This window comes from Acidovorax delafieldii 2AN (assembly GCF_000175235.1).
In the GTDB taxonomy this organism is placed as follows: domain Bacteria; phylum Pseudomonadota; class Gammaproteobacteria; order Burkholderiales; family Burkholderiaceae_C; genus Acidovorax; species Acidovorax delafieldii_B.
The window spans coordinates 1-9,017 of the sequence record NZ_ACQT01000152.1; the positions used below are offsets into that span (position 1 = coordinate 1).

Annotated in this window: 9 protein-coding genes and 1 pseudogene; 8 read left to right on the forward strand and 2 right to left on the reverse strand. The window is 63.9% G+C overall.

Annotation, left to right across the window (positions count from 1 at the left end):
- Positions 1 to 223 (reverse strand): annotated as a pseudogene (locus tag ACDELDRAFT_RS15700) (magnesium transporter CorA); the annotation flags it as partial.
- 59 nt (positions 224 to 282) lie between these two features.
- The gene (hemB, locus tag ACDELDRAFT_RS15705) at positions 283 to 1,290 is read right to left on the reverse strand and encodes a porphobilinogen synthase (RefSeq protein WP_005798529.1); all 1,008 of its coding nucleotides are present in this window, start codon (positions 1,288 to 1,290) and stop codon (positions 283 to 285) included.
- An 89-nt stretch (positions 1,291 to 1,379) separates the two neighbouring features.
- Here hemB and ACDELDRAFT_RS15710 point away from each other — a divergent pair, with 89 nt between their 5' ends.
- The 8 genes from ACDELDRAFT_RS15710 to fusA all read left to right on the forward strand — a co-directional run bounded on the left by ACDELDRAFT_RS15710 (position 1,380) and on the right by fusA (position 8,797).
- Positions 1,380 to 1,808 carry a CopD family protein gene (locus ACDELDRAFT_RS15710; protein WP_005798530.1) on the forward strand — a complete coding sequence of 143 codons (429 nt, stop codon included), beginning with the start codon at positions 1,380 to 1,382 and terminating at the stop codon, positions 1,806 to 1,808.
- Positions 1,809 to 1,827: 19 nt separating this feature from the next.
- Positions 1,828 to 2,922, forward strand: a complete 1,095-nt coding sequence (locus ACDELDRAFT_RS15715; protein ID WP_005798531.1) for a VanZ family protein — start codon at positions 1,828 to 1,830, stop codon at positions 2,920 to 2,922.
- A gap of 9 nt (positions 2,923 to 2,931) precedes the next feature.
- Complete coding sequence (locus tag ACDELDRAFT_RS15720) at positions 2,932 to 3,291, forward strand: (2Fe-2S) ferredoxin domain-containing protein (RefSeq protein WP_005798533.1); 360 nt, start codon at positions 2,932 to 2,934, stop codon at positions 3,289 to 3,291.
- Positions 3,292 to 3,375: 84 nt separating this feature from the next.
- Positions 3,376 to 4,017, forward strand: a complete 642-nt coding sequence (locus ACDELDRAFT_RS15725; RefSeq protein WP_005798536.1) for an alpha/beta hydrolase — start codon at positions 3,376 to 3,378, stop codon at positions 4,015 to 4,017.
- Positions 4,018 to 4,121: 104 nt separating this feature from the next.
- On the forward strand, positions 4,122 to 5,291 hold the full coding sequence (locus tag ACDELDRAFT_RS15730) for a D-alanyl-D-alanine carboxypeptidase family protein (RefSeq protein ID WP_040329494.1): 1,170 nt from the start codon (positions 4,122 to 4,124) through the stop codon (positions 5,289 to 5,291).
- Positions 5,292 to 5,523: 232 nt separating this feature from the next.
- A complete protein-coding gene (rpsL, locus tag ACDELDRAFT_RS15735) occupies positions 5,524 to 5,901 on the forward strand; it encodes a 30S ribosomal protein S12 (RefSeq protein ID WP_005798539.1) in 378 nt (125 codons plus the stop codon).
- 171 nt (positions 5,902 to 6,072) lie between these two features.
- Positions 6,073 to 6,546 (forward strand): 30S ribosomal protein S7, encoded by a 474-nt coding sequence (gene rpsG, locus ACDELDRAFT_RS15740; protein ID WP_005798541.1) that lies wholly within the window; start codon positions 6,073 to 6,075, stop codon positions 6,544 to 6,546.
- Positions 6,547 to 6,694: 148 nt separating this feature from the next.
- The gene (gene fusA, locus ACDELDRAFT_RS15745) at positions 6,695 to 8,797 is read left to right on the forward strand and encodes an elongation factor G (RefSeq protein ID WP_005798543.1); all 2,103 of its coding nucleotides are present in this window, start codon (positions 6,695 to 6,697) and stop codon (positions 8,795 to 8,797) included.
- Positions 8,798 to 9,017 lie beyond the last annotated feature (220 nt).

Here is a 9,017-nt window from a genome sequence, read left to right on the forward strand (position 1 = left end):
TGTAGTCGTAGTGCGACGGGAGCTGGGCGTTGAGCAGGTCGGAGACATGCAGGTCCACCAGTTGCAGGCCGGTGGTGGCCTGCAGCGACGCCTGGATCAGGCCGAGCTCCGCGCCGAAGGCCTCGCGCGTGCAGGCGATCCAGAAGAAGCCCTGGCGGGGCGGCTCGCTCGGGAGCACGCCCAGCTCGCGTACGCCGCCGGCGTGGATATGGAAGATGCGCATACCGTGCGTTTTGGTATGAAAATGGCCTCTTGCGCTTATGTGGAAAGCGCCTTGTGCTATTACTTTTGAAGTAACCGAGCGGCGTCGCGGGCGAAGTAGGTCAACACGCCGTCGGCCCCCGCCCGCTTGAAGGCCAGCAGGCTTTCCATCATCACGGCGTCGTGGTCGAGCCAACCGTTGGCGGCCGCCGCCTTGATCATGGCGTATTCGCCGCTCACCTGGTAGGCGAAGGTGGGCACGCGGAACTCGTCCTTCACGCGGCGCACGATGTCCAGGTAGGGCATGCCGGGCTTGACCATCACCATGTCGGCGCCCTCGGCGATGTCCAGCGCCACTTCGCGCAGCGCTTCGTCGCTGTTGCCCGGGTCCATCTGGTAGACGAACTTGTTGCTCTTGCCCAGGGCGCCGCGCGTGCCCACGGCATCGCGGAAGGGCCCGTAGAAGGCGCTGGCGTACTTGGCGCTGTAGGCCATGATGCGGGTGTGGATGTGGCCCTGCACCTCGAATGCTTCGCGGATGGCGCCGATGCGCCCGTCCATCATGTCGCTGGGGGCCACGATGTCCACGCCTGCTTCGGCATGGGTGAGCGCCTGGCCGGTGAGGATCTCCACCGTCTCGTCGTTGATGATGTAGCCGGTCTCGTCCAGCACGCCGTCCTGGCCGTGGCTGGTGTAGGGGTCGAGCGCCACGTCGGTCATCACGCCCAGGTCGGGAAACTCTTTCTTGAGGGCGCGCACCACGCGCGGAATCAGTCCATCGGGGTTCAGTGCCTCCTTGCCGTCGGGCGTCTTGAGCGACGGATCAATGGCCGGAAACAGCGCCAGCACGGGGATGCCCAGCTTCACGCAGTCTTCGGCCACGGGCAGCAGCAGGTCCAGGCTCAGGCGGTCCACGCCGGGCATCGATGGCACGGCCTCGCGCTGGTTCTGCCCTTCGTGCACGAACACGGGGTAGATCAGGTCGTGGGGCGTGACGGCATGCTCGCGCACCAGATTGCGGGTGAATGCATCGCGGCGCAGGCGACGGGGGCGGTTTTGCGGGAAGGGGGTGGGGCTGGAGAGGTGCATGGGTTCATTATCCGCTGGCATGGGCGAAAACAGCCCCTGCCGCCGTTGCACTGGCGCTGTCTGCGCCTGCAGGCCCTTAAACTGCGGGCATGCTCTGGGTCAAAGCCTTTCACATCGTTTTCGTGGCCAGCTGGTTTGCTGGCTTGTTCTATCTGCCGCGCATCTTCGTCAACCTGGCGATGGTGGCGCCCGGTTCGGTGGCCGAGCGCGAACGCCTGGTGCTGATGGCGCGCAAGCTGCTGCGCTTCACCACCATGCTGGCGGTGCCCGCCGTGGCGTTGGGCCTGTGGCTGTGGCTGGGCTACGGCATCGGGCGCGGCCCGGGCAATGGCTGGCTGCATGCCAAGCTGGCCGTGGTGCTGCTGGTGATCGGCTACCACCACGCCTGCGCGGTGCTGCTGCGCAAGCTTGTGGCCGAAACCAGCCGCAGGAGCCACGTCTGGTTCCGCTGGTTCAACGAGGTGCCGGTGCTGCTGCTCCTGGTGGCGGTGGTGCTGGTGGTGGTCAAGCCCTTCTGACACCAGGGAGCCTGCGCCGGTGCACAAGACCTCTGCCTGGCCTCTGGCGCTGATCCATGCGGCGCTGATCGTCTTTGCCAGCCTTTTTCCGTTTGACGGCTGGCGCGCGCAGGGGATCGACCCGTGGGTGTTCCTGTCGGCTCCCCTGCCACGGTACTGGACGGGGTTTGACATCGCCATCAATGTCGCGGGCTATGCCCCGCTGGGTTTTCTGCTGGTGCTGGCGCTGTTGCGCTCGGGGCACGAGCGCGGTGCGGTGCTGCTGGCCACGCTGGCGGGCACGGCGCTGTCGCTGCTGATGGAGTACCTGCAGATCTACCTGCCGCGGCGGGTTTCTTCCAATCTGGACCTGCTGCTCAACGCCTGCGGCGCGCTGCTGGGGGCCTGCACGGCGGCGCTGCTGGAGCGCTGGGGTGCGATTGACCGCTGGAGCGTGTTTCGCGCCCGCTGGTTCGTGCAGGACGCGCGTGGCGCGCTGGTGCTGCTGGCCCTGTGGCCCGCGGCGCTGCTGTTTCCGGCGGCGGTGCCCTTCGGGCTGGGGCAGGTGCTGGAGCGGCTGGAGCTGGGCCTGGAAGACATGCTGGCCGACACGCCCTTTCTCGAATGGCTGCCCGTGCGCGACGTGCCCCTCGAATCCCTGTCGCCCAGTGGCGAACTGCTGTGCGTGACGCTGGGTTTGCTGATCCCCTGCCTGCTGGGCTATTGCGTCATCCGCCATGTGGGGCGCCGCGCCGTTTTCGCCATCGGCGTGGTGCTGGTGGGAATCGCGGTGACGGCGCTGTCGGCGGCCCTGAGCTGGGGGCCCTCCCATGCCTGGAGCTGGCTGGAAGAGCCCACGCGCGTGGGGGTGTGGTCGGCCCTCGCCCTGGCTGCGCTGCTGCTGGCCTTGCCGCGGCGTGCCAGCGCGGCAGTGCTGCTGCTCGCCCTCACGTGGCACCTGGGGCTGCTGAACCAGGCGCCCGCCAACGCCTACTTCGCCCAGACCCTGCAGACCTGGGAGCAGGGCCGTTTCATCCGGTTCTTCGGCCTGGGGCAGTGGCTGGGCTGGCTGTGGCCCTATGCCGCACTCGCGTATGTGTTATTTCGGGTCTCGCGCCGGGAGCCGCAAAACTAGAATGGCGCTATGAGCGACACCCCCTCCAGCGCCGCGGCAGCGCCCGGCTATTACGCCCGCCACATCTTCTTTTGCCTGAACGACCGCCCCAATGGGGAAAACAGCTGCGCCCACCACGGTGCGCAGGAGGCCTTCGACCGTTGCAAGGCGCAGGTCAAGGCGGCCGGGCTGGCAGGGCCGGGCAAGGTCCGGGTGAACAAGGCAGGCTGCCTGGACCGCTGCGCGGCCGGGCCGGTGGCGGTGGTGTATCCCGAGGGCACCTGGTATTCGTATGTGGACGCCAGCGACGTCGATGAAATTGTCGAGTCGCACCTCAAGAACGGCCAGATCGTCGAACGGCTGCTCACGCCACCGGAACTTGGGCGCTGATCACCGCTCTACCGTTCTTCGAGTGTTTTTGGCTGCTTGCGCTTGTGTGGAAAGCGCAGTCAGCTATTGAATGAGTAGCAAGCCGTGAATGCACAAACCGAACGCCTGGCGCTGAGCGGCGCTGCCGGCGCCATCGAGGCGGCGCGCGATGCCGCCCATCTGCCGGAAGGCGCCGCACCGCGGGGCGTGGCCGTCATTGCCCATCCCCATCCGCTGTTCGGCGGCACCATGGACAACAAGGTGGTGCAGACGCTGGCGCGCGCCTTCACCCAATGCGGCTGGACCACCGTGCGCTTCAATTTCCGGGGCGTGGGCGCCAGTGCGGGCGTCCACGACGGCGGGCGCGCAGAACTGCAGGACCTGCTCGCCGTGGTGGAGCAGGTGGCGCCCGAAGGGCCGATCGCGCTGGCCGGGTTCTCGTTCGGTGCCTTTGTCACCAGCCACGCGCTGGCCGCCTTGTGGGGCGAGCGCGAGGTGGCGCAGGCCGTGCTGGTGGGCACGGCAGCCAGCCGTTTCACGGTGGCCCCCGTGCCGCCCGAGGCCCATCTGCGCACCCTGGTGCTGCACGGCGAACAGGACGACACCGTGCCGCTTTCGGCCGTGCTGGACTGGGCGCGGCCGCAGATACTGCCTGTCACAGTCATCCCCGGGGGCGGCCATTTCTTTCACGGACAATTGCCGCTGCTCAGGAGCCTGGTGGTGCGCCACCTCCAGTCGGGCCGCTGAAGCCGGCAAGGCCGGGCGTTCGCGCCGCGGCTGCCACGGCCGGCTTCGTCGGCATGTTTTTTCGTCATCGGGCCCTGCGCTCCTTTAGTTTTATCTCCTGCTCCATGAAATCCATACTCCCCGCCCTGCGATCCCTGGCCCTTTTTGCTGCGGTTGCGCCTGCTGCGTTCTGGGCCCAGGCCCAGGCGCCCCAGCCTCCCGAGATCGCGGCGCGCACCTACATGCTGGTCGATGTGACCGCCAACCAGATCCTGGCGGCCAAGGACATCGACGCGCCGGTGGAGCAGGCCTCGCTCACCAAGCTCATGACGGGTTACCTGGTGTTCGATGCGCTGCGCGCCAAGAAAATCACGCTCGAGCAGAAGCTGCCCGTGAGCGTGCGGGCCTGGAAGATGCCCGGATCGCGCATGTTCATTGACCCCAAGATGCAGGTGGCGGTGGACGACCTGCTCAAGGGCATGATCGTGCAGTCGGGCAACGACGCCACGATGGCCCTGGCCGAGGGCGTGGGCGGCACGGCCGAGAACTTCGTGAAGCTGATGAACGATCAGGCCCAGGCGCTGGGCATGAAGAACACGGCCTACAAGAACCCCGAGGGTCTGACCGAGCCCGGCCACACCACCACGGCGCGCGACCTGGCCACCCTGGCCAGTCGGCTGATGAAGGACTTCCCGGAGTACATGCACTATTACTCCACCAAGCAATACAGCTACCCCGGCACGCCCGCGTCCAACGGCAACAACCGCAACATGCTGCTGTTCCGCGACCCCACCGTGGATGGCCTCAAGACCGGCCACACGGCGGCGGCGGGCTATTGCCTGGTGGCCACCTCCAAGCGTGACTTCCCCAATGTGGGTCAGCGCCGGCTTCTCTCCATCGTGCTGGGCGCCGCCAGCGAAAACGCACGGGCCAATGAAAGCCAGAAGCTGCTGAACTGGGGCTACACGGCGTTCGACGCCGTCAAGCTGTTTGACGCGGGCCAGCCCGTCGCCACCCCCGCCGTGTGGAAGGGCAAGGAAAGCACCATCCGGATCGGCCGTTCGGAGCCCATCGTGGTGACCGTGCCGGCGGGCAGCGCCGGCAAGGTCACGAGCCAGATCGTGCGCCAGGACCCGCTGGTTGCGCCCTATACCAAGGGCCAGGCCATCGGCTCGCTCAAGGTGTCGCTGGGTGAGCAGCAACTGGCCGAAGTGCCGCTGGTGGCGCTGGATGGTGTGGAGCAGGCGGGCATTCTGGGCCGGGCGTGGGATGCGATCCGGCTATGGATCAAATAAGCGCCCCCTCCAGTCTGTTCAAAAAGGATAGCTGCTTGCGCAGGCACTGCCTGCGCATTGCCCGGATTTTGCTTCAATCCGTGCCGCCACCTCAAGCCGTGGGCCCGGGTGGGCAGCGCAGCGGGGCTTGCCCAACGGGGGCTGCCCTGCTACATTAGAAGGCTTTTCGGAATTTCCGAAGGGATTCACGTTTTCGTTTTTCACGAAGCATTTCACGTTTAGGGACGTATTCATGCCAACCATCAACCAGCTCGTGCGTCAGGGGCGTCAGGTCGAAACGACCAACTCCAAGAGCCCCGCGATGCAAAACTCTCCACAGCGCCGTGGCGTGTGCACCCGTGTGTACACCACGACGCCTAAGAAGCCTAACTCCGCTCTGCGTAAGGTCGCCAAGGTGCGCCTGACCAACGGTTTTGAGGTGATCTCCTACATCGGCGGTGAAGGCCACAATCTGCAGGAACACAGCGTGGTGCTGGTTCGCGGCGGTCGTGTGAAGGACTTGCCCGGTGTGCGTTACCACATCGTGCGCGGCTCCCTCGACCTGCAAGGCGTCAAGGACCGTAAGCAAGCTCGCTCCAAGTACGGCGCGAAGAAGCCAAAGGCCAAGTAAGCCCTGCGCTTGCTGCCAAGAATTTTCGGTGCTGTCTCCCGCGTGGCGCGGTGAAGCAGCGTAGTGACCCCAAACGCAGGTGTTCTGCGCGGGTCGAGTAAGTGGGAGTCCAGAGATTGGCTCTCGCGGTGTCTGAAAAGATGCCAACTGAAGCAAAGATAGAGGTAAAAAATGCCACGTCGTCGCGAAGTCCCCAAACGTGAAATCCTGCCGGATCCCAAGTTCGGCAATGTAGAGCTGTCCAAATTCATGAACGTGATCATGGAAGGCGGCAAGAAGGCAGTTGCAGAGCGCATCATTTATGGTGCCCTGGAACTGATCGAGAAGAAGCACCCCGACAAGGATCCTCTGGAAGCCTTCACCGTTGCCATCAACAACGTGAAGCCCATGGTCGAAGTCAAGTCCCGCCGAGTGGGCGGTGCCAACTACCAAGTGCCTGTGGAAGTGCGTCCCGTGCGCCGCCTGGCCCTGTCGATGCGCTGGATCAAGGAAGCCGCCCGCAAGCGTGGCGAGAAGTCCATGGCACAGCGCCTGGCCAACGAACTGCTCGAGGCCACCGAAGGCCGTGGCGGTGCCATGAAGAAGCGTGACGAAGTGCACCGCATGGCAGAAGCCAACAAGGCATTCAGCCACTTCCGCTTCTAAAACGCGGATTTGCCCTGATGTAGGCCCAAGGCTGCCGGCGTTTTGCCTGCAGCCTTGTGTCGATTTCAGGCAGTCACAAAATTGACGGGCTTTCTTGCCAGTATGGCTGCCCGACACCCTCTCCAATACGACCCATCAAGGATCCACCATGGCTCGCAATACCCCCATCGAGCGCTACCGCAATATCGGTATCTCGGCCCACATTGACGCTGGCAAGACCACGACCACCGAACGTATCCTGTTCTACACGGGCGTGAGCCACAAGATTGGTGAAGTGCACGATGGTGCTGCCACCATGGACTGGATGGAGCAAGAGCAAGAGCGCGGCATCACGATCACCTCGGCCGCCACGACCTGTTTCTGGAAGGGTATGGACAACACCTACCCCGAGCATCGTTTCAACATCATCGACACCCCCGGCCACGTGGACTTCACGATTGAAGTGGAGCGTTCCATGCGCGTGCTGGACGGCGCCTGCATGGTGTACTGCGCCGTGGGTGGCGTGCAGCCCCAGTCGGAAACCGTCTGGCGCCAGGCCAACAAGTACAAGGTGCCTCGTCTGGCCTTTGTGAACAAGATGGACCGTACCGGTGCCAACTTCTTCAAGGTCTACGACCAGATGAAGCTGCGCCTGAAGGCCAACCCCGTGCCCGTGGTGATTCCCATCGGCGCCGAAGACAAGTTCACTGGTGTGGTCGATCTGCTGAAGATGAAGGCCATCCTGTGGGACGAGGCTTCGCAGGGCATGAAGTTCACCTACGAAGACATCCCGGCCGACCTGGTGGAATCCGCCAAGGAATGGCGCGAGAAGATGGTGGAAGCCGCAGCCGAAGCCTCCGAAGAGCTGATGAACAAGTACCTGGAAGAAGGTGACTTGAGCGAAGCGGAGATCAAGCTGGGCCTGCGCACGCGCACCATCGCTACGGAAATCCACCCCATGCTGTGCGGCACGGCCTTCAAGAACAAGGGTGTCCAGCGCATGCTGGACGCCGTGATCGACTACCTGCCGGCACCAACGGACATTCCCGATGTGACGGGCACCGACGACGACGAGAATCCGGTCACCCGCAAGGCGGATGACGGCGAGAAGTTCTCGGCCCTGGCATTCAAGCTGATGACGGACCCGTTCGTGGGCCAGCTGACCTTCGTGCGTGTGTATTCCGGCGTCCTGTCCAAGGGCGACACGGTCTACAACCCCATCAAGGGCAAGAAGGAGCGTATCGGCCGTATCGTGCAGATGCACGCCAATGAGCGCCAGGAAGTGGAAGAAATCCGCGCCGGTGACATCGCTGCCTGCGTGGGCCTGAAGGAAGTGACCACGGGCGAAACCCTGTGTGACATCGGCTCGCCGATCATTCTGGAGCGCATGGTGTTCCCTGAGCCTGTGATTTCGCAGGCCGTGGAACCCAAGACCAAGGCTGACCAGGAAAAGATGGGTATCGCGCTGCAGCGTCTGGCGGCCGAAGATCCGTCCTTCCGCGTGAAGACCGACGAAGAATCCGGCCAGACCATCATTTCGGGCATGGGCGAGCTGCACCTCGAAATCATCGTGGACCGCATGAAGCGTGAATTCGGCGTGGAAGCCAACGTGGGCAAGCCCCAGGTGGCGTACCGCGAAACCATCCGCAAGACGGTGGAAGAAGCCGAAGGCAAGTTCGTGCGCCAGTCCGGTGGTAAGGGCCAGTACGGTCACGTCGTGCTCAAGATCGAACCCAACGAAGCCGGCAAGGGCATCGAGTTCGTCGACGCCATCAAGGGCGGTGTGGTTCCTCGCGAATTCATCCCGGCCGTGGAAAAGGGTATCAACGAAGCCGTCACGCAAGGCGTGTTGGCCGGCTACCCTGTGGTGGACGTCAAGGTCACGCTGCACTTCGGTTCGTACCACGATGTGGACTCGAACGAACTGGCGTTCAAGATGGCTGCCATCTTCGGCTTCAAGGAAGGTTGCAAGAAGGCCGGTCCGGTCATTCTGGAACCCATGATGGCCGTGGAAGTGGAAACGCCTGAAGACTACGCCGGTAACGTGATGGGCGACCTGTCCAGCCGTCGCGGCATGGTGCAGGGCATGGACGACATCCCGGGCGGCGGCAAGGCCATCCGTGCCGAAGTCCCGCTGTCGGAAATGTTTGGTTACTCGACCACGCTGCGTTCCGCAACGCAAGGTCGCGCCACCTACACGATGGAATTCAAGCACTACAGCGAAGCCCCTCGCAACGTGTCGGAAGCCATCATGGCAGCACGCGCCAAGTAATTGGCCTGGGGGAAGGGTGCCGTTTCGATGGCCCGTTTTTCCGACTGGTTGGAATGAAATCGGTTGCCGGCGCTTATTCGGTAAGCGCTGGCAGCTATGTAAAAAGTAGCAAGTTTCTTGCAATCTGCGATCCGGTGCCGTCCTGTTGCTCTGTGCGGGACGAATCAGCAATCGGGTGCAGACGTTAAACCCTGACACAGGCAATGCTCTTTGGAGATTC